This window comes from Cellulomonas sp. NPDC089187, from assembly GCF_040685135.1.
GTDB lineage: Bacteria > Actinomycetota > Actinomycetes > Actinomycetales > Cellulomonadaceae > Cellulomonas.
This window is the reverse complement of record NZ_JBFBHI010000003.1, coordinates 279,982-297,605: the sequence shown is the minus strand read 5'-3', so window position 1 is coordinate 297,605 and position 17,624 is coordinate 279,982. Positions and strand designations below refer to the sequence as shown.

Genomic DNA, 17,624 nt, shown 5'->3' with positions numbered 1-17,624 from the left:
CTGCCCCTGCTTGCCTGCGTCCCAGAGGCGTGACCGAGGGATGGACCTGTCATCCCGCCTCTCGGGATGTTGACCTACGCTTGACCGTGTGAGCGACCCCCAGATCTCCCGCGAGGCCCGCAGCGGCCTGGCACGGCACGAGGTCCCGGACCCGCTCCGCAACGACGTCCGCATGCTCGGCGAGTTCCTCGGCCGGGTCATCCGGGAGTCCGGCGGAGACGATCTGTTCGACGACGTCGAGCGCGTGCGTGCGCTGACCATCCGGGCACATGACGAGCAGGACCCGGTCGCGCTGGCCGAGGCCGAAGAGCTTGTCGCGTCCTTCAGCATGGAGCGTGCCCAGCAGGTGGCGCGCGCCTTCACCTGCTACTTCCACCTGGCCAATCTGGCCGAGGAGCACCACCGGGTCCGGGTGCTGCGTGCCCGCGAGGCCGAGCTGCCCGCCGGTGAGCTGATGCAGGACGATTCGCTGCCCGCCGCCATCGATGCGCTGGCGAAGGAGGTGGGTCGGGACGAGGCCGTGCGCCGGTTGCAGGAGCTGGAGTTCCGGCCGGTGCTGACCGCGCACCCGACCGAGGCCCGTCGTCGCTCGGTGTCCCGGTCGATCCGCCGCCTGTCCGACCTGCTCGCCGAGCGGGACGCGCTGGCCGCCGGTGGCACCTCCCGGGCGGAGAACGACCGTCGGGTGCTGGAGGAGATCGACGCCCTGTGGCGGACCTCCCCGCTGCGGGCGCAGAAGCCGACGGTGTTGGACGAGGTCCGCACCGTGATGAACATCTTTGACACCACGCTGTTCGAGACCTTCCCGACCGTGTACCGCCGGTTGGACGACTGGCTGACCGGGGCGGATGCCGGACGTACGCCCCCGCTGGTCCGGCCCTTCGTGCACCTGGGCTCCTGGATCGGTGGCGACCGCGACGGCAACCCCAACGTCACTGCCGAGGTGACCCGGGCAGCCGCCGCGTTGGCCAGTGAGCACGTGCTGACCGCGCTGGAGGACTCCGCGCGCAAGATCTCGGCCAAGCTGACCCTGGACGACTCGGGCACCCCGGCCTCGGCCGAGCTGACCGCGATGTGGAAGGCGCAGCAGGACCTCTCCGAGGATGCCGCCACCAAGGCCGCTGCCGAGGTCAAGCACCAGCCGCACCGCCGCGCACTGCGGATGATCGCCGAGCGGATCGCCGCCACCCGCCGCCGGGACGCGGACCTGTCCTACACCGGGCCGGAGGCGTTGCTCGCCGATCTGGACGTGGTGCAGCAGTCGTTGATCGCCGCCGGTGCCACCCGCGCCGCCTACGGTGACCTGCAGCGGCTGATCTGGCAGGTGCAGACCTTCGGATTCCACCTGGCCGAGCTGGAGGTGCGTCAGCACTCGCAGGTGCACGCTGCCGCGCTGGCCGACATCGCCGAACACGGCCTGGACGGCGAGTTGCAGCCGCGCACGGTGGAGGTGCTGGACACCTACCGTGCGATCGGTGCGGTGCAGCGGCGCTACGGGGTGGCCGCCGCACGCCGGTACATCGTGTCCTTCACGCAGGCACCGGAGCACCTGGCGGCGGTCTACCAGCTGGCCGAGATCGTGTTCCCGGACCCGGCGACCCGACCGGTGATCGACGCCATCCCGCTGTTCGAGACGTTCGCGGACCTCGAGGCGTCGGTGGACATCCTCGAGTCGATGCTGACCCTGCCCCAGGTGCAGGCCCGGCTGGCCGAGAACGGTCGCCGGGTGGAGGTCATGCTCGGCTACTCGGACTCCTCCAAGGACGTCGGCCCGGTGGCCGCGACCCTGGCGCTGGATGTCGCGCAGAGCCGGATCGCGCAGTGGGGTCGCAAGCACGACCTGAACCTGACCCTGTTCCACGGCCGGGGCGGTGCCCTGGGTCGTGGTGGCGGCCCGGCGAACCGTGCCGTGCTGGCCCAGCCCCCGGGCTCGGTGGACGGCCGGTTCAAGCTGACCGAGCAGGGTGAGGTCATCTTCGCCCGGTACGGCAACCCGACCATCGGGGCGCGGCACATCGAGCAGGTCGCCGCCGCCACCCTGCTGGCCGGCGCGCCCTCCACCGAGGAGCGCAATGCCGCCGCCACCGAGCGCTTCGCGGCGTTGGCCTCGGCGATGGACGGCACCTCCCGCACCCGGTTCTACGAGCTGGTCCGCGCCGAGGGCTTTCCGCAGTGGTTCGCCCAGGTCACCCCGCTGGAGGAGATCGGTCTGCTGCCGATCGGCTCCCGCCCGGCCCGCCGCGGGTTGTCGGTGGAGTCGCTGGACGACCTGCGGGCGATCCCGTGGGTGTTCTCCTGGTCGCAGGCGCGCACCAACCTGGCCGGCTGGTTCGGTCTGGGCACCGCACTGGACCAGGTCGGTGACCTGGCGGAGTTGCAGGCCGCCTACGCCGAGTGGCCGCTGTTCACCACGATGATCGACAACGTCGAGATGTCGCTGGCCAAGACCGATGAGCGGCTGGCGCAGCGTTACCTGGCACTGGGCGACCGGGACGACCTGGCCGGTCTGGTGTTGGAGGAGATGGCGCTGACCCGGCGCTGGGTGATGGCGATCACCGGCTCGGAGTCGATCCTGTCCCGGCGGCGCATCCTGGGCCGAGCGGTCCAGCTGCGCAGCCCCTACGTCGACGCGCTGTCCCTGCTGCAGATCCGGGCGCTGCGCGCGCTGCGCACCGGGGTGGCGGAGGAGCAGGTCGAGGAGAACAAGCGGCTCCTGCTGCTCACCGTGAACGGGGTAGCGGCCGGGTTGCAGAACACCGGCTGATCGTCGGACATGAGAAAGGCCCCCGGTGCGTGTGCACCGGGGGCCTTTCTCATTCCGTCAAGCCCAGAGGCGCTGGGTGGCGAGCTCCGCTCCCTCGACCAGCGACCGCAGCTTGGCCCAGGCGATCTGCGGGTGGATGCGCCCGCCCAGACCGCAGTCGGTGGAGGCGATGACGTTCTCCCGGCCGACCAGGGTGGCGAAGCGCTCGATCCGGTCCGCGACCAGCTCCGGGTGCTCGACCACATTGGTGGCATGCGAGACCACACCGGGCAGGATGACCTTGCCGTCGGGCAGCGCGACGTCCTGCCAGACCTTCCACTCGTGCTCGTGCCGAACGTTCCCGGCCTCGAAGGAGTAGGCACCCGCGTTGACCTCGAGCATCAGCTCGACGATGTCCCGCATCGGCAGGTCGGTGGTGTGCGGGCCGTGCCAGGAACCCCAGCACAGGTGGTAGCGGACCCGGTCCTCCGGCAGGCCGCGCAGCGCGTGGTTCAGCGCCTCCACCCGCACCCGGCTGAACGCCTGGTAGTCCTCGACGGAGGGCTCGGGGGTGATCTGGTCCCAGTTCTCGGCCAGCGACGGGTCGTCGATCTGCAGGATCAGGCCGGCGTCGATGATCGCCTGGTACTCCTCGCGCATCGCGTCGGCGCAGGCCCAGACGAACTCCTCGTCGGTGCCGTAGAAGTCGTTGTCGATCCGGACCACGCTGCCCGGGGCGATCGAGGTGAGGAAGCCCTCGGTGTAGCCGTTCGCGTCCAGAGCGGCCTTGAGGTTGCGGATGTCCGCGGCGATGGCGTCGTGGCCGGTGTAGGTCACCGGGGCGACAGCGGTCGGGTACGGCTTGGGCGCACCACCGGCGAACACTCCGGAGGTCGGGTCGGCGTAGGCCTGCTCGAACCGTGCCCGGTCGCGGCGGTGGCCGAAGCCGGTGGTCCGCACGTCGCCGGGGCCGGACTGGATGTCCCGGGTGATCCAGCCGTAGCCCTCGCGCAGCTCCAGCCCGCCGAGCCGCTGGAAGCAGTAGGACCACCAGGCGCCGTAGTCGATGGGGGAGCTGGAGGCCTTGCCCAGCTCACCGTCACCCGGAACGGAGATGCCGATCTCGTCCTGAATCCGGACGGTCTCGCCCACGGCGTCGGTGAGCACAGCGGCGACCTCGGCCTGCTCACCGGCCTCGACGGCGGCGTGGGCGGCGGTCAGATCGTCCACCCGGGGCAGGCTGCCGGCGTGGGTGGTGAGGATGCGGTCGGTGCTGCGCTTCATCGGGTCTCCCGGGTCGAGGACGGTGCCGCGTCATCGTGGCACAGCGGGAACCTTGACGCGCCAGGTTTCTGCAGAGTGGTCAGACCCGGGCGAAGGGCGGGCGCAGCTCGTGCAGCACGTCCATCAGGATGCGGTTGAAGGCCACCGGGGCGTGGCTGTTCACATCGTGTCCGGCCTTCGGCACCACCCACTGGCGACTGCCCGGCCGTGCGGTCAGGTAGCGGCGGGCACCGAATCGCAACGGATCGCGGGACCCGTTCACCAACCACACCGGCAGATGCAGGACGCGCAGGTCGGCCAGCGGGGAGTAGCCGTGCAGGGCACTGAGCATGTCGCCCACGACATGCCACGTGCCGCCGCCGCGGCCGAATGCCCGGACCGCGCGGGTCGACACCCGCCGGTAGAAGCGCAGCGGCTTGCCCTTGATCTCGGTGGAGCACCCGGCCAGCACCACACCGGCCAGCCGGTCCTGGTGCCGCGCGGCATAGGCCAGGGACATGTAGCCGCCGAGGGACAGCCCCACCAGCAGCGGCGGGCGGTCGCAGGCGGCCACGGCCTCGTCGATGGCGGTCAAGCCCCCGGTGAAGGTGAAGCGTTCCTCGGCCCGGCTGCCGTGCCCGGGCAGGTCGATCGCCATCGTGGCGTGCCCGCCCTCGGTCAGGGCGCGGACCTGGTCGTCCCAGATCCGGCCGGAGGTGCGCGTGCCGTGCACCAGCACGATGGGGTGTTCAGTGGTCATGCGTGTGATCCGCCTTCTCGGTCGCCCCCATTCTCATCGGTTCGGCTGGGAGACGCCTGAGAGTGGGACTCCGCTGAGTGTGCGCCGCAGGTGTGGACATGCCGTGTGCCCCGGGCGCGGGGTCGGTACCGATCCGGGCGGGTCAGGGACGGATCAGGGTCCGGTCAGGGCTGGTCCCCGATGCGACCGGGGCGGTGCGGGCGGCAGGCTGAGTGCCAGACCCGGAACGGGTGACCCGATGTGGAGGAGGAACCTGAGATGAGCGGCATCTACGAGTCGATGTGGCGGGCCGGCCTGGTGCGCGCCCAGCAGGGCAAGGTGATCGGCGGCGTGTGCGCGGGATTGGCCGCGCGCGTCGGGATGGACGCCTGGCCGATGCGCTGGCTGTTCCTGCTGGTGCTGATCATCCTGCCGGGCAGCCCGTTCCTGATCTACCCGATCCTGTGGATTCTGATGCCCGGCGAGGACTGGGTGGCCCGCAACCACGGCTGGGGCGCGCGCTACAGCAAGGGCGAGGCGGCCTGAGTCAGCCTCCGAGCACCTCGACCTCGATCTCATGCGGCCAACCGTCCAGGACCTCCGCCGCATGTGCCCGGGCCACCCGCTCGGCGGTCACCTGATCCGGTGCCTCACCGCGCAGATCGAAGACCACGGTGGCCGGGCCGGTGAATCCGGGCGGGGCGTCGTCCCGCAGAGCGCCCAGGGCGTCGGCCATCCCGGCGCGGGTCTGGTCGTCGGGGACCTCGGTGACAGTGAGGTGAGCGAGGTAGTCCGGCATGGGCCGCATCCTGCCCGATCCCACCGACAACGGGTCGGGTCGCGACGCGCGGATCGATTCTCACACGGCAGAGCCCGGCTGCTTCGGGCACAGTATCCGGGTGGGTGATGTCAGGGATCTGCGATCGGCGCCGGCAGCGCGCCGTGCCGACGCCCGGGCCGAACACGATGAACTCGTGCTGGACGCCCGCCGCACCGCCCCACGCGCGGCCCGGCACTGGGTGATGACCCGGGTGGCGGCCTCCGGTGTGTACGGCCCGACCAATCAGGTGATCGAGTTGCTCACCGGTGAGGTGGTCGCCAACGCCGTGGTGCACGGCCCAGAGCACGGCCGAATCCGGGTCGGACTGCGGATCGACGAGCGCGGTGTGCTGGTCTCGGTCACCGATGAGAGTCCGGCCACCCCGGTGGTCCGGCATCCTGAACCCACCGCGGTCAGTGGTCGGGGCATGGCCCTGGTCGAGGCGCTGTCCCGGACCTGGGGCGTGGACCACCTGGACGGTGGGGGCAAGACCGTGTGGTTCCTGGTGGACCCCGAGGCGAACTGAGTCAGCCCACCGCGAGGTCGACCACCAGGGCTCGGTGGTCGGACATCCCGGTGTCGACCGCTATCGGCTCACTGGTGGGACGGACCGCACCGTCCAGCAGCACATGGTCGATCTGCCGGTCCGGGACCTCGACCGGGAAGGTCAGCGCCTGCCCCGCCGAACGCCACCGGCTGATCCAGGCCGGAGCCCTTCCCTCCAGGTTCAGGTCGCCGGTCACGGCCAGTGGGCGGGCCAACGAGCGGGCGTCCCGGACCAACCGACGCAACTGCACCGCGTTCCAGCCGGGGATGAACGTCAAATGGGTGGCGACCACCGTCAGCGGACCGTTCTCGGTCAGCACCTGCGCGGCCAGGGCGGCGCGTTGCTCGTCGCGGACCCAGGAGGGGTGACGGTTGCCACGGTGGATCATCGGCACCCGGGTGGGCAGGGTCGGCAGGGTCAGTAGCCGCCAGCGGCGCACCGGCAACCGGCTGAGCAGAGCGATTCCGTAGGCGGCCAGGTCGGGTTGGTCCTCGCCGGTGGCGGCAGTCCAGGTACCCGGATGACCGTGCAACGTGGCGACGAACCGGTGGTGCTCGGCGCCCATCGCCTCGGCTGCCACCGCGGTCAGGTCCGCCTGGTGCGACCGGGGCTGGTCCCGGTCGACCTCCTGCAACGCCAGCACATCGGCGTCCAGGCCGCGCACGGCGGCGGCGAAGCGGTCCAGGTCGACGCGGCCGTCGCTCAGGCCTCGTCCGTGCAGGATGTTGAAGGTCGCCAGTCTCACCCGGGGGATTCTTCCGGTCAGACTGCGACCTCGCCCGTCGTCGTGTACATACGAGGGATGGACGAGGCACAGGGCACCCACGTGCAGGCCGGTGCCCTGGCCGAGCCGCCGGATGACCGCACCGCTTTGCAGGATGCACTGCGCTTGACCGCAGTGGCGTTGACCGACGCCGGGATCGACTTCGCGCTGGTCGGTGGTTACGCGGCTTGGGCCCGGGGTGCGCCGGAGCCGAGCCACGACGCGGACTTCGCGGTGGCGCAGGCCGATGTCGACCGGGCCAAGGAGGCCATCGCGGCAGCCGGGCTGGATGTGCAGGACCCGGCGGAGAACTGGTTGTTCAAGGCCTTCCACCACGGGGCGATGGTCGACGTGCTGTTCCGGATGGTCGGCGAGCCGATCACCACGCAGCTGCTGTCCCGCTCCGAGCAGATGGAGGTGCTGGCAGTGCGGATGCCGGTGCTGGACGCCACCGACATCCTGTCGGCGAAGATGCGGGTGTTGGGCGAGCACTACTGCGACTACACCCGGATGATCGCCATCGCCCGGGCGCTGCGCGAGCAGATCGACTGGCGGCGGGTGCAGAAGGAGACCGCCGACACCCCGTACGGGCGGGCGTTCCTGCTGCTGGTGCACGAGTTGGGCATCAGCCCGGTGGGGCCGGTCCGGAGCTGACCGGCCGTCCTCACGGCAGGTCACACTCGGCCGGTCCAGGGCCCCGTGCAAGATCGCAGACAGCGGCGACACAGACAGCACGGTGGGAGCTGCCTGCCCGGCCCGTCCCGGACGTGCCGCCGACCCGGAGGTGACTGTGAGCGACCGAGCCGAGCGGCTGTCCGACGCCGAGGACTGGTTCACCACGCTGTTCCAGGACCACGCGGACGCCGTGCACCGGTATCTGCTCCGGCGCGGTGCCGGTCCGGAGGCGGAGGACCTCACCGCCGAGGTGTTGACCGTGGCCTGGCGGCGCCGGTCCGATGTGCCGCCCGGTGCCGAACTGCCCTGGCTGTACCGGACGGCGGGCTACGTGTTGGCGAACCACCGGCGCAAGGGCCGACCGATGCCGGTCGCGGAGCTGCCCGATGAGCCGGACCCGGACGACCCCGCGTTGCGGGCGGTGCAGGACGACCAGGTGCGCCGGGCGCTCGCGGGCCTGAGCGCCCGTGACCGGGAGGTGCTGCTGCTCGCTGCCTGGGAGGGGCTGAACGGGGCAGACCTGGCCGCGGTGCTGGGCATCGGGCGCGGCGGTGCGGATGCGGCACTGTCGCGGGCGCGGGCACGGCTCCGGGCGGCCTGGTCCACACCTGTCTGAGCCGGATCACGCATCGACGTCGGTGCAAGAACCTTCGACCCGGAGACATAGAGGGGGTAACGGGGGACGACGACACGAGGGAGCCAGCGATGGACGAGCAGCAGGGACGTGACGACGAGGCCTTCGCGCGGTTGCGTGCCGCCGACCCCGCCGCGGCGGCACAGCTCGACGCCGCGGCGCTCCGGGACCGTGTGGACCGGCGGATCGCCGCGGTCGACGCCAGCGCGCCCGGTACGCCGGGGGAGGACGTGCTGACGCTCGATCCGGCCCGCCGTCGTCGCCCGACGCGGTGGTTGCAGGTCGCTGCGGCGGTGGCCGGGGTCGCGGTGGTGGCCGGGGGTGGGTACGCCGTCGGTCGCTCGGGTGAGGGCACGGTGGCCGCGGTGCCGGCGATCTCGTTGGCGCAGGGAGACGGGGGCGGTGCCGCCACGGCGGAGTCAGCGGTGCCCGGCGCGCAGTCGATGGCAGCGGACACCCGGATGTTCCTGGGCGGACGCACCGTGTTCGCCGCCGGGAATGGGCTGACCGACGATGCGACCACGGCCACCGCATGGACCCTGGACGCCGCGTCGGCCGTCACTGAGCAGAACGCGCTCCGGGCGGCCCAACTCCTGGGGGTGGACGGTGCACCGCAGCAGCAGGACGGCTCCTGGGTGGTCGGTGCCACCGACGGCACGGGTCCGTCGGTGACTGTGTACGCCGATGGAACCGCCGGTCTGAGCTACTACGACCCCACCCGCGACCCGTGGAGCTGTGCCACGGCTGACAGCGCGGACAGTGCTGACAGTGTTCACAGTGCCAGCCCGAGTTCCTGTGCGACCGTGCAGGGCTCGGCCCCGGGCGGTGACCAGGCCGTCCAGATCCTGCGTGACACCCTCGGCGGGCTCGGCCTGGACCCGGAGTCCTTCCAGTACGGGGTGCCGGAGTCCTCCGACCCGCAGAGCACCAGCGTCTCGGCCGAGCTGGTGCTGGACGGGCAGGCCACCGGGGTCACCTGGTTCGCCACCCTGGTCGCGGACGGGGTGCAGAGCCTGTCCGGTGCGTTGGCTACCCCGGTGCAGCTCGGTAGTTACGACGTGGTCGGCGCTCGCACTGCGGTGGAGCGGCTGGGTGACCCGCGGTTCGGCCTGACGATGGGCGGGGTCATGCCGCTGGCCCGTGAAGGCGTGGCGGTGGACGACACGACGGCGGTGCCGCAGCCCGCCAGCACCGTGCCGCCGACGGTCCAACCGGGTGCGGCCATCGACTGGACGGTCCAGCAGGTGACGATCACCGAGGCCGAGCTCGGGCTGAGCCAGGTGTTCCAGGACAACGGGGCCGTCATTCTGGCACCCAGCTACCTGTTGACCGGTGATGACGGTGGTACCTGGGGCGTGATCGCGGTGGCCGACTCCGCGCTGGCCTTCGGCTGAACCGACTACTGCGGTTGCCGGGGGGTGCGGGCGGCGGGAGTGTCGGGGGATGAACGTGCCACGGCATGCCCCGGGACCCCGCCACCGCACCTCCGTCGACGGGGTGCTGCTCCGCTCGGCGCTGCTCGGAGTGGCCGCGGGCTGTCGGGCCAGTCTCGGAGTTGCCGCCCCGGTGTTGACCTCGGACGTTCCTCGACTGGTGCGGCTGACCGCCCGTGCCGGCGTGGCGGGGGAGCTGATCGGGGACAAGCTCCCGAGTACTCCGAGCCGCCTGCTGCCGCCCAGCCCGCAGGGCAGGATCGTCTCCGGAGCGACCGGGGCGGTGGCCCTCGCCCGCCGGGCCCGTCGTCCGGTCTGGTCCGCGGCGGGGCTCGGTGCACTGGGGGCTGCCGCCGGGACCTGGGGCGGTGCGGCCTGGCGGTCCTGGGCCGGTCGGCGCGGGCCGGACTGGCGAGGCGCGCTGGTGGAGGACGCGGTGGCCGTGGGCCTAGCGGCGGTGGCGTGCCGGCGGGGTCGGGTGCGCTGAACCCCCACACGACCGGAGTGACGTCCCCAGGACCGGACCAGCGTTTCCCCTCTCCAAAGCCGTCAACCGGTCGATAGGGGGGATCGACATTCCAGTTCCATGGAGGGGACACACTGATGAGCAGCACGCAGCGTCGGATCTGGGCCGACCGACCGGTCCTGGTGAAGATCGTCACCGCGGTGGCCGTCATGTTCCTGGCCACGGCGGTGCTCGCTGCGGTGGCCTTCGGGTCGTTGCGGGCGCTGCGCTCGGATGCGGCGCAGATGTACGGGGACAACGTGCAGCCGTTGCAGACCCTCGCGGACATCCAGCGTGCATTCCAGGGCGACCGTGCCCGGGTGATCCAGTACGGGATCGCCGATGCGCAGACCCGTGCGACGCTGCGCGACGAGCTGACCGAGCGGCAGGCCGATCTGACCGCACTGGTGGAGAAGTACCGTCCGTCCGCAGTGGACCCGGCGGGGGCGGCGGCCATCGAGCAGGCCCTGGACGACTACTACGCGGATGCCTACCAGATGATGGATCTGGCGGATGCCGGTGCGCAGGGCGAGTTCTCGACCTTCTTCAACGACACGGTCCGTCCGCAGACCACCGTGGTGATGGACGCGATGCAGGCGGAGGCGGACGGGCAGGGCGCGCAGGCCGCCGACCTGGCTGCGGACACCGATGAGCTGGCCAACCGGGCGATCTGGGCCGTGGTGATCGTGACTCTGCTGGGGGCCGTCGGTGCCTTCGCGGTGGCGATGGGGGTGGCACGGTCTATCGTGCGTCGACTGGGGCAGGTCTCCACGAGTCTGGCCGCGGCCGGTGACGGCGATCTGACGGTGGCCGCGGAGGTCACCGGTCGGGACGAGATCGGTCAGTTGGCGGTGGATCTGGACCGCACACAGCAGTCGTTGCGGACGTTGGTCTCCGGGGTGGTGGAGACCGCGCAGACGGTGGCCGCTGCGGCGGAGGAACTGTCCGCGGCGTCCCAGCAGGTCGTGACCGGGTCGGATCAGACGTCGGCGCAGGCGGGTGTGGTGGCCGCTGCCGCGGAGCAGGTGTCGCGCAACGTGCAGACCGTCGCCGCCGGTGCGGAGGAGATGGGTGCCAGCATCCGGGAGATCGCGCAGAACGCCTCGCAGGCTGCCAAGGTCGCCGGTCAGGCCACCGATGCCGCCGCGGTCACAAACGACCAGGTTGCCAGGCTGGGCGAGTCGTCGGTGGAGATCGGCAATGTCGTGAAGGTGATCACCAGCATCGCGGAGCAGACGAACCTGCTGGCGTTGAACGCCACGATCGAGGCCGCCCGCGCTGGTGAGGCGGGCAAGGGCTTCGCTGTTGTCGCCGGTGAGGTCAAGGAGCTGGCGCAGGAGACCGCGAAGGCCACGGAAGACATCGCCCGTCGGGTGGAGGCGATCCAGGCGGATACCTCCGGCGCGGTGACCGCCATCGGGGAAATCTCCACCATCATCGCCAGCATCAACGACTACCAGCTGACGATTGCGTCGGCGGTGGAGGAGCAGACGGCGACCACCACGGAGATGTCCCGGTCCGTGGCCGAGGCCGCCACCGGGTCGGGGGAGATCGCCACCAACATCACCGGCGTCGCCTCCGCGGCCAACTCCTCGAGCCAGACGCTGGGCCAGATGGGTTCGGCCATTGACGAGCTGGCCCGCCTGTCCGAGGACCTGCGCGGCCGGGTGTCCCGCTTCACCTACTGAGCCACCGCGCCGACTGCCCCGCACCCGGACCCGGGCGCGGGGCAGTCGGCGTTCAGGGGAAACCTCGGGTGAACGCTCACACCGGCGACCCCGCATCCGATGGGCCTGGGGAGGGGCACCAGGGGTGTGTCCGATGACGAGGGAGTCACCGATGCGGCACAGAGGTCGTCGACGTGTGGCAGCGACGGTGGTCGGGCTGCTGACGCTCGTCACCACCTGCACTGCCTGCACTGCCGGGCAGGTGGCGGGCGACCGCCCGCTGGTCGGGGTCGCGATGCCGACCACCGCCTCCGAGCGCTGGATCGCCGACGGGGAGAATGTGCGCGGACAGTTGGAGGCGCTGGCCTACGACGTCGACCTCCAGTACGCCGAGGACGACGTGCCGACCCAGATCGCCCAGCTGGAGCAGATGATCGCCGACGGTGCGGACGCCCTGGTGGTGGGCTCCATCGACGGGGTGGCGCTGAAGGATGTGCTGGCGCAGGCCGCCGCGGCGGACATCCCGGTGATCGCCTACGACCGGTTGATCCGCGAATCGCCGGATGTGGACTATTACGCGAGCTTCGACAACGCCCGGGTCGGGGTACAGCAGGCCACCACGCTGTTGCAGGGGCTCGGTGTGCTGGATGCCGCCGGGGAGCCCACCGGATCGACCGGGCCGTTCACCATCGAGCTCTTTGCCGGGTCGGCGGACGACAACAACGCCACGGTGTTCTACCAGGGTGCGATGCAGGTGCTTGCGCCCTACCTCGACGCCGGCACGCTGGTGGTCGGATCGGGTCAGACCGGCTTCGACCAGATTGCCACCGAACGCTGGGACCCGAAGAACGCCACTGCACGGATGGCCGAGTTGCTCCCCCGCTACACCGCCGGCACCCGGTTGGACGGGGTGCTGTCGCCCTATGACGGCATCTCGATCGCGATCCTGGACGCGGTGCGTGCGGCCGGACTGCCACTGCCGGTCGTGACCGGGCAGGACGCGGAGCTGGCCTCGGCGCAGTCGGTGGCCGCCGGGGAGCAGTACGCCACGATCTTCAAGGACACCCGCCAGCTGGCCGAGGTGACGGTGCAGATGGTGCATGCGCTGCTCGACGGTGGGGCTCCGGAGGTGAACGACACCACCTCCTACGACAACGGGGTGACCGTGGTGCCGGCCTATCTGCTGGCGCCCCAGGTCGTGACCGAGCAGAACTACGAGGCCGTCCTGGTAGACGGCGGCACCTACACCGCACAGGAGCTGAGCTGATGTCCCGTCGACGTGCCGCCTGGTTCTGGGACCGCCCGGTGGCGGTCAAGATCGCCGTCACCCTGCTGGTGCTCGGCGGGACCTTCGCCGCGGTGGGTGGGGTCGGTGCGGTGGCGCTCTACCGGGCCGGCCAGAACCTGGAGGAGATGTCCGGTCTGACCGGCGACCTGCAGACCGCGATGGCCGAGCTGCGCACCGGTCAGACCCGCAGCCACCTGCTGATGCACCGCGCCGCCGAGGCCACCGATGAGGCCATCCGGCAGCAGCTGCTCACCTCCTCGCAGTGGAACGACCAGGATGTGGCTGCGCAGATCGATCTGATCGGCGGTTTCCCGGAGTCCGCTACCCAGCAGTGGTCGGACTTCGTCACTCGGTGGGAGGCCTGGGTCGCCTACCGCGACACCACCGTCATGCCGCTGGTCGAGGCGGGTGATGTCGACGCGGTGGCCACCGCTCTGGCGGTGGATGTCTCCGCGGACCCGGAGTGGGCAGGTCGGGCGCTGGCGTTGGCACAGGGGCAGATCGACGCCCAGGTGGAGCAGATCCTGGCCCGGTCGCAGGCCGAGGTGACCCGGACCATCGTCGTCCTGGCGCTGGCCTTTGTGGTGGGTGCCGGGCTGTCCGGTCTGCTGGCGGTGCTGGTCACCCGTCGGATCACCGGAGCGGTGCGCACCGTGCAGCACTCGTTGGAGGCGATGGCCGAGGGCGACCTCACGGTGGCGGCACCGGTGCAGTGGCGGGACGAGACCGGAGCGATGGCCGGTGCGCTGTCCGCCGCGCAGGAGTCGCTGCGTGGGGCACTGACCCAGATGGAACGCGCCGCCGCCTCCGTGCAGCACACCGCCGACCAGCTGACCTCGGCCAGTGGTGAAGCGGTGGAGGGCACTAGCCAGACCAGTGCGCAGGCCGGGGTGGTGGCCACCGCCGCGGAGCAGGTGTCCCGCAATGTGCAGAGCGTGGCCGCCGGTGCTGAGCAGATGGGTGCCAGCATCCGGGAGATCGCGCAGAACGCCTCCGAGGCGGCGAAGGTCGCCGGTCAGGCCACCGAGGTCGCTGCTGCCACCAACGAGCAGGTCACCCGGCTCGGCGAGTCCAGCCAGCAGATCGGCAACGTGGTGAAGGTGATCACCTCCATCGCGGAGCAGACCAATCTGTTGGCGTTGAACGCGACCATCGAGGCGGCACGTGCGGGGGAGGCGGGCAAGGGCTTCGCCGTCGTCGCCGGTGAGGTGAAGGAGCTGGCGCAGGAGACCGCCAAGGCCACCGAGGACATCGCCCGTCGGGTGGACGCCATCCAGGACGACACCCGGGCCGCGGTGGTGGCCATCGGCCAGATCACCCAGACCATCGCCGGGATCAACGACTACCAGCTGACGATTGCGTCGGCGGTGGAGGAGCAGACCGCCACCACCACGGAGATGTCCCGCTCTGCCTCGGAGGCGGCGACGGGGTCCGGGGAGATCGCCGGTGCGATCACCGGGGTGGCTGGGGCGGCGACCCGCTCGGTGGCCGGACTGGATCAGGTGGCGGTGCAGATCACCGAGTTGGCCGGACTGTCCGCAGATCTGCACGGGCGGGTCGCGCGGTTCCGGTTCTGATCCTCACCCCCCCCAGGTCGTGCCCCGGGCCGCTCAGAACGACGCGGGGCCGACCGATGGGGAGGTGTCGGCCAGGGAAGGCCGGTGGTGACAGAGAAGAGGATGCTCGTGACCCGGATCAGGGTGCTGGTGGTGGACGACTCGGTCGTCGTGCGCCGGCTGGTCACCGACTCGCTCTCCCGCGACCCGGACATCGAGGTGGTGGGCTTCGCCTCGAACGGCAAGATCGCGCTGGCCAAGGTGGACCAGCTCGCGCCGGACCTGGTGACGATGGACATCGAGATGCCGGAGATGAACGGCATCGAGGCGGTGCGGGCGCTGCGCCGGGCCCGGCACACCATGCCGATCATCATGTTCTCCACGCTGACCGAGCGCGGGGCGTCGGCCACCTTGGACGCGCTGGTCGCCGGGGCCACCGATTACGTGACCAAGCCCGCCAACGTGGGCAGCGTGCAGGAGTCGTTGGCCCAGGTCGCCGGTCAGCTGATCCCCCGGATCAAGGCGCTGGTGCCCAAGCGTGCCGAGTCGTCCCGGATCGGTGCCCCCACTCAGGCCGTCCCCGCCGTCCCGCTGACCCGCGGGCAGCGTGGTCCGGTGAGCACCCGCCCGATGCCACCGGTGCACCCGGTGCAGGCGTTGATCATCGGATCGTCCACCGGCGGCCCCGAGGCGCTCTCCCAGGTGCTGAGCCACTTGTCCGTGCCACCCCCGGTGCCGGTGTTGCTGGTCCAACACATGCCGCCGGTGTTCACCCGGCAGCTCGCCGCCCGCCTGGACCGCCTCGGACCGGCCACCGTGGTCGAGGCTGCCGACGGCGACGTGCTGCACGCGGGCACGGTCTATGTCGCCCCCGGCGATCACCATCTGGAGCTGCGCCGGTCCGCCGGGACGCTGCGGGTGGCGATCACCGACGGGCCACCGGTCAACTTCTGCCGTCCGTCGGTGGATGTGCTGTTCCGCTCCGCGGTGCAGGAGTTCGGCGGGCAGGTGCTGGCCGTGGTGCTCACCGGCATGGGGGCCGACGGTCGCACGGGCTGTGAGGAGGTCGTCGGCGCGGGCGGAACGGTGCTGGTCCAGGACGAGTCGACCAGCGTGGTGTGGGGGATGCCCGGCGCGGTGGCCACCGCCGGTCTGGCGCACCGGGTCCTGCCGGTCGGGGAGGTCGCCCCGTCCATCGAGTCGGTGCTCGCCCGCAGCGGCACCGCCGTCCCGAGCGGAGGCCGGTCATGAGCCTGACCCGCGAGACCTTCGACTTCGTCGCCGACCTGGTGCGTCGACGCAGCGCCATCCAGTTGGAGGCCGGCAAGGAGTACCTGGTCGAGAGTCGACTGTTGCCGCTGGCCCGGGAGGGTGGCCATGCCGGGGTGGACGGCTATGTCTCCGCCGTCCGTGCCGGGCATCGGGAGTCCGACCTGGTCGCGGTGGTCGAGGCGCTGACCACCAATGAGACCTCCTGGTTCCGTGATTCGACGCCGTTCAGCGCGCTGCGGACCCACATGCTGCCGGCACTGCGGGCCGAGCGTCCGGTGTTGGACCGCCTGCGGGTCTGGTCGGCCGCCTGCTCCACTGGGCAGGAGCCGTACTCCATCGCCATGACCCTGGCGGAGATCCTCGGCCCGTCGACCCGGACCGAGATCGTCGCCACCGACCTGTCCGACCAGGTGCTGAACCAGGCGAAGGAGGGCCGGTACTCGCAGTTGGAGGTCAACCGTGGCCTGCCCGCGCCGATGCTGGTCCGGCACTTCCGGCGGTCCGGTGCGGACTGGCAGATCGCGGACGAGCTGCGTCGCACGATCACCTTCCAGCGGCACAACCTGCTGGATGCCCCGCCGCTGGGGCCCTTCGACATCGTGTTCCTGCGCAATGTCCTCATCTACTTCGACCTGGACACCAAGCGAGCGATCCTCGGCCGGGTGCACCGGGTGCTGCGACCGGGCGGGTTCCTCGTCCTCGGCGCGGCGGAGACCACCATCGGGGTGGACGGCGACTGGGAGCGGGTGCCGGTCTCCCGTGGCTCGGTCTACCGGCCGGTGCACGGCGGCGTCGCCGGGCTGCCCACCCCGCGCCTGAGCGCGTTCCACCCCCCTGCCCCTGTGAACCAAGGAGTGAGCCGATGAGAGCCCTGGTCATCGACGACTCGCGGACCATGCGCCGCATCGTCGCGCACACCCTGGAGGAGCTGGGCTTCAGCACTGTCCAGGCCGGTGACGGGCAGGAGGCATTGGACGTCCTGGAATCGGGCGAGCAGGTCGACCTGGCCTGCATCGACTGGAACATGCCGGTGATGGACGGTCTGACCTTCGTCACCCAGGTCCGGTCACGCCAGGAGTGGCGGGCCATCACGCTGATGATGGTCACCACCGAGAGCGAGCACGGCCAGATCGTCCGGGCGCTGGCCGCGGGTGCGCACGAGTACCTGATCAAGCCCTTCACCCCCGATGCGATCCGGGACAAGCTCGACCTGCTCGGGCTGCTTCCCGCCGAGGAGCCGGTATGAGCACCGTCGTGGCGACCGATCAGGTCTACGCCATCACCGAAGAGGTCTTCGGCGCGATGATCGACCCCGAACCCGGCTACCTGCGGCCCTGGGAGGGCGAGCTGCCCGCCCCGGTGGACCCGCTGGCCGCCTGGGTGGATGTGCACGGTGAGCTCGCCGGCCGCGCCGCGGTGATCTGCGAGACCGCCACCGCCCACGATCTGGCCCGTGCGCTGCTGCGGATGGAGCCGCACGAGGAGGTGACCCCGGCCGATCTGGTGGACGCCTTCGGCGAGGTCGCCAATGTGGTCGGCGGGAACATCAAGGCGCTGCTGCCCAGCCAGGGCTCGCTGACTCTGCCGCAGGTGGCCGCCGTTGTCCCCTCCGCCCCGGACGACGCCCCGGCCCATGCCCTCGCCCTGGACTGGCGCGGGCAGCCGCTCGCCGTCGTGGTCTGGCTGTTCTGAGAAAACCCGCTCACCAACCGAAGGATG

General features: G+C 71.1%; 18 protein-coding genes. 14 read left to right on the top strand and 4 right to left on the bottom strand.

Features of this window, described 5'->3' with window-relative positions; genetic code table 11:
• Positions 1–88 precede the first annotated feature (88 nt).
• On the top strand, positions 89–2,764 hold the full coding sequence (locus AB0N78_RS09665; RefSeq protein ID WP_363389042.1) for a phosphoenolpyruvate carboxylase: 2,676 nt from the start codon (positions 89–91) through the stop codon (positions 2,762–2,764).
• Between the two features lie 57 nt (positions 2,765–2,821).
• Here AB0N78_RS09665 and AB0N78_RS09660 read toward each other — a convergent pair whose 3' ends face one another.
• Both AB0N78_RS09660 and AB0N78_RS09655 read right to left on the bottom strand, forming a co-directional pair.
• Positions 2,822–4,027, bottom strand: coding sequence for a cobalamin-independent methionine synthase II family protein (locus AB0N78_RS09660; protein WP_363389039.1), 1,206 nt, complete (start codon positions 4,025–4,027; stop codon positions 2,822–2,824).
• 79 nt (positions 4,028–4,106) lie between these two features.
• The gene (locus AB0N78_RS09655) at positions 4,107–4,766 is read right to left on the bottom strand and encodes an alpha/beta fold hydrolase (RefSeq protein ID WP_363389037.1); all 660 of its coding nucleotides are present in this window, start codon (positions 4,764–4,766) and stop codon (positions 4,107–4,109) included.
• Positions 4,767–5,024: 258 nt separating this feature from the next.
• Between AB0N78_RS09655 and AB0N78_RS09650 the strand changes: the two genes are divergently transcribed.
• A complete protein-coding gene (locus tag AB0N78_RS09650) occupies positions 5,025–5,291 on the top strand; it encodes a PspC domain-containing protein (RefSeq protein ID WP_363389034.1) in 267 nt (88 codons plus the stop codon).
• A gap of 1 nt (position 5,292) precedes the next feature.
• On the opposite strand, the gene AB0N78_RS09645 is transcribed toward AB0N78_RS09650, so the two are convergent.
• Positions 5,293–5,544 (bottom strand): hypothetical protein, encoded by a 252-nt coding sequence (locus tag AB0N78_RS09645; protein ID WP_363389031.1) that lies wholly within the window; start codon positions 5,542–5,544, stop codon positions 5,293–5,295.
• A gap of 100 nt (positions 5,545–5,644) precedes the next feature.
• On the opposite strand from AB0N78_RS09645, the gene AB0N78_RS09640 reads away from it, so the two are divergent.
• Positions 5,645–6,091: an ATP-binding protein gene (locus AB0N78_RS09640; protein ID WP_363389028.1), complete on the top strand. Its 447-nt coding sequence runs from the start codon at positions 5,645–5,647 to the stop codon at positions 6,089–6,091.
• Between the two features lies 1 nt (position 6,092).
• On the opposite strand, the gene AB0N78_RS09635 is transcribed toward AB0N78_RS09640, so the two are convergent.
• Positions 6,093–6,857 (bottom strand): endonuclease/exonuclease/phosphatase family protein, encoded by a 765-nt coding sequence (locus AB0N78_RS09635; RefSeq protein ID WP_363389025.1) that lies wholly within the window; start codon positions 6,855–6,857, stop codon positions 6,093–6,095.
• Positions 6,858–6,914: 57 nt separating this feature from the next.
• On the opposite strand from AB0N78_RS09635, the gene AB0N78_RS09630 reads away from it, so the two are divergent.
• From AB0N78_RS09630 to AB0N78_RS09580, 11 genes are all read left to right on the top strand, one after another.
• Positions 6,915–7,529, top strand: a complete 615-nt coding sequence (locus AB0N78_RS09630; protein WP_363389022.1) for a hypothetical protein — start codon at positions 6,915–6,917, stop codon at positions 7,527–7,529.
• Between the two features lie 136 nt (positions 7,530–7,665).
• The gene (locus AB0N78_RS09625; protein WP_363389019.1) at positions 7,666–8,166 is read left to right on the top strand and encodes a sigma-70 family RNA polymerase sigma factor; all 501 of its coding nucleotides are present in this window, start codon (positions 7,666–7,668) and stop codon (positions 8,164–8,166) included.
• Positions 8,167–8,255: 89 nt separating this feature from the next.
• Entirely contained in the window at positions 8,256–9,578 is a 1,323-nt protein-coding gene (locus AB0N78_RS09620) for a hypothetical protein (RefSeq protein WP_363389016.1), read from the top strand.
• A 49-nt stretch (positions 9,579–9,627) separates the two neighbouring features.
• The gene (locus AB0N78_RS09615) at positions 9,628–10,104 is read left to right on the top strand and encodes a hypothetical protein (protein WP_363389013.1); all 477 of its coding nucleotides are present in this window, start codon (positions 9,628–9,630) and stop codon (positions 10,102–10,104) included.
• A gap of 116 nt (positions 10,105–10,220) precedes the next feature.
• Entirely contained in the window at positions 10,221–11,810 is a 1,590-nt protein-coding gene (locus AB0N78_RS09610; RefSeq protein ID WP_363389011.1) for a methyl-accepting chemotaxis protein, read from the top strand.
• A gap of 151 nt (positions 11,811–11,961) precedes the next feature.
• Positions 11,962–13,056 carry a multiple monosaccharide ABC transporter substrate-binding protein gene (gene chvE, locus AB0N78_RS09605; protein ID WP_363389008.1) on the top strand — a complete coding sequence of 365 codons (1,095 nt, stop codon included), beginning with the start codon at positions 11,962–11,964 and terminating at the stop codon, positions 13,054–13,056.
• Positions 13,056–14,654: a methyl-accepting chemotaxis protein gene (locus tag AB0N78_RS09600; RefSeq protein ID WP_363389005.1), complete on the top strand. Its 1,599-nt coding sequence runs from the start codon at positions 13,056–13,058 to the stop codon at positions 14,652–14,654. Before chvE ends, AB0N78_RS09600 begins: the two co-directional genes overlap by 1 nt.
• 102 nt (positions 14,655–14,756) lie before the next feature.
• Positions 14,757–15,884 carry a chemotaxis response regulator protein-glutamate methylesterase gene (locus tag AB0N78_RS09595; protein WP_363389880.1) on the top strand — a complete coding sequence of 376 codons (1,128 nt, stop codon included), beginning with the start codon at positions 14,757–14,759 and terminating at the stop codon, positions 15,882–15,884.
• Positions 15,881–16,771: a protein-glutamate O-methyltransferase CheR gene (locus AB0N78_RS09590; RefSeq protein WP_363389002.1), complete on the top strand. Its 891-nt coding sequence runs from the start codon at positions 15,881–15,883 to the stop codon at positions 16,769–16,771. The genes AB0N78_RS09595 and AB0N78_RS09590 overlap by 4 nt, the downstream gene beginning before the upstream one ends.
• Positions 16,768–17,151 (top strand): response regulator, encoded by a 384-nt coding sequence (locus AB0N78_RS09585; RefSeq protein ID WP_363388999.1) that lies wholly within the window; start codon positions 16,768–16,770, stop codon positions 17,149–17,151. Before AB0N78_RS09590 ends, AB0N78_RS09585 begins: the two co-directional genes overlap by 4 nt.
• Positions 17,148–17,597: a chemotaxis protein CheX gene (locus AB0N78_RS09580; RefSeq protein ID WP_363388995.1), complete on the top strand. Its 450-nt coding sequence runs from the start codon at positions 17,148–17,150 to the stop codon at positions 17,595–17,597. The genes AB0N78_RS09585 and AB0N78_RS09580 overlap by 4 nt, the downstream gene beginning before the upstream one ends.
• Positions 17,598–17,624: the final 27 nt, after the last annotated feature.

Bases quoted from the DNA above. Each gene is read 5' to 3' on its own strand.
- AB0N78_RS09590 (WP_363389002.1), top strand. From the start codon at position 15,881: ATGAGCCTGACCCGCGAGACCTTCGACTTCGTCGCCGACCTGGTGCGT.
- AB0N78_RS09595 (WP_363389880.1), top strand. From the start codon at position 14,757: ATGCTCGTGACCCGGATCAGGGTGCTGGTGGTGGACGACTCGGTCGTC.
- AB0N78_RS09620 (WP_363389016.1), top strand. From the start codon at position 8,256: ATGGACGAGCAGCAGGGACGTGACGACGAGGCCTTCGCGCGGTTGCGT.
- AB0N78_RS09580 (WP_363388995.1), top strand. From the start codon at position 17,148: ATGAGCACCGTCGTGGCGACCGATCAGGTCTACGCCATCACCGAAGAG.
- AB0N78_RS09630 (WP_363389022.1), top strand. From the start codon at position 6,915: ATGGACGAGGCACAGGGCACCCACGTGCAGGCCGGTGCCCTGGCCGAG.
- AB0N78_RS09655 (WP_363389037.1), bottom strand. From the start codon at position 4,766: ATGACCACTGAACACCCCATCGTGCTGGTGCACGGCACGCGCACCTCC.
- AB0N78_RS09650 (WP_363389034.1), top strand. From the start codon at position 5,025: ATGAGCGGCATCTACGAGTCGATGTGGCGGGCCGGCCTGGTGCGCGCC.
- AB0N78_RS09610 (WP_363389011.1), top strand. From the start codon at position 10,221: ATGAGCAGCACGCAGCGTCGGATCTGGGCCGACCGACCGGTCCTGGTG.
- AB0N78_RS09615 (WP_363389013.1), top strand. From the start codon at position 9,628: ATGAACGTGCCACGGCATGCCCCGGGACCCCGCCACCGCACCTCCGTC.
- AB0N78_RS09645 (WP_363389031.1), bottom strand. From the start codon at position 5,544: ATGCCGGACTACCTCGCTCACCTCACTGTCACCGAGGTCCCCGACGAC.
- chvE (WP_363389008.1), top strand. From the start codon at position 11,962: ATGCGGCACAGAGGTCGTCGACGTGTGGCAGCGACGGTGGTCGGGCTG.
- AB0N78_RS09585 (WP_363388999.1), top strand. From the start codon at position 16,768: ATGAGAGCCCTGGTCATCGACGACTCGCGGACCATGCGCCGCATCGTC.
- AB0N78_RS09600 (WP_363389005.1), top strand. From the start codon at position 13,056: ATGTCCCGTCGACGTGCCGCCTGGTTCTGGGACCGCCCGGTGGCGGTC.
- AB0N78_RS09660 (WP_363389039.1), bottom strand. From the start codon at position 4,027: ATGAAGCGCAGCACCGACCGCATCCTCACCACCCACGCCGGCAGCCTG.